The organism is Caballeronia sp. INML1 (assembly GCF_023631085.1).
GTDB classification, from domain to species: domain Bacteria; phylum Pseudomonadota; class Gammaproteobacteria; order Burkholderiales; family Burkholderiaceae; genus Caballeronia; species Caballeronia turbans.
The window spans coordinates 1-953 of record NZ_JALQDT010000060.1; the positions used below are offsets into that span (position 1 = coordinate 1).

A 953-nucleotide genomic window follows, 5' to 3' on the forward strand; every position below is an offset into this window, starting at 1 on the left:
AGCATCATCATCGACGGACTGAACATCTCGAAGTTCGAGCGCTCCGTGTTCGAGGACATGAGAAAGGGCGGCGTGACCGCCGTGAACTGCACCGTGTCGGTGTGGGAAGACTTTCAGAAGACGATCGACAACATCGCGGAGATGAAGCAGCAGATCCGCGAATACAGCGAGATTCTCACGCTCGTGCGCACGACCGACGACATCCTGCGCGCGAAGAAGGAGAACAAGACCGGCATCATCTTCGGTTTCCAGAATTCGTATGCGTTCGAGGACAACCTCGGTTATATCGAGGTGTTCAAGGAACTCGGCGTCAACGTCGTGCAGCTTTGCTACAACACGCAGAATCTCGTGGGCACGGGCTGCTACGAGCCGGACGGCGGCTTGTCGGGTTATGGCACGGAAGTGATTCAGGAAATGAATCGCGTCGGCATCATGGTGGATCTTTCGCATGTGGGCGCCAAGACGTCTTCCGATGCGATCGCCTGTTCGAAAAAGCCCGTCACGTATTCGCACTGCTGCCCGTCGGGGCTCAAGGATCACCCGCGCAACAAGACGGATGAGCAGTTGCGCGAGATCGCCGATGCGAACGGCTTCGTCGGCGTGACGATGTTCTCGCCGTTCCTCAAGAAGGGTCCGGATGCGACCGTCGAGGATTATCTCGAAGCGATCGAATACACGATCGATGTGATCGGCGAAGACAAGGTCGGCATCGGCACGGACTTCACGCAAGGCTACAGCACCGAATTCTTCGACTGGATCACGCACGACAAGGGCCGCTATCGCCGCCTGACGAACTTCGGCAAGGTCGTGAATCCGGAAGGCATTCGCACGATCGGCGAATTTCCGAACCTCACCGCCGCCATGGAAAAGGCGGGCTGGAGCGAGTCGCGCATCAAGAAAGTGATGGGCGAAAACTGGATGCGCTTCTTCGGCGAAGTCTGGAACGTCTGATC

Annotated in this window: 1 protein-coding gene; it reads left to right on the forward strand. The window is 57.5% G+C overall.

The genetic code is table 11. The features are described 5' to 3' along the window. A partial coding sequence (locus tag NCR38_RS24270; RefSeq protein ID WP_250477722.1) for a dipeptidase occupies nt 1–951 on the forward strand: 951 nt, incomplete at its 5' end. Nucleotides 952–953 lie beyond the last annotated feature (2 nt).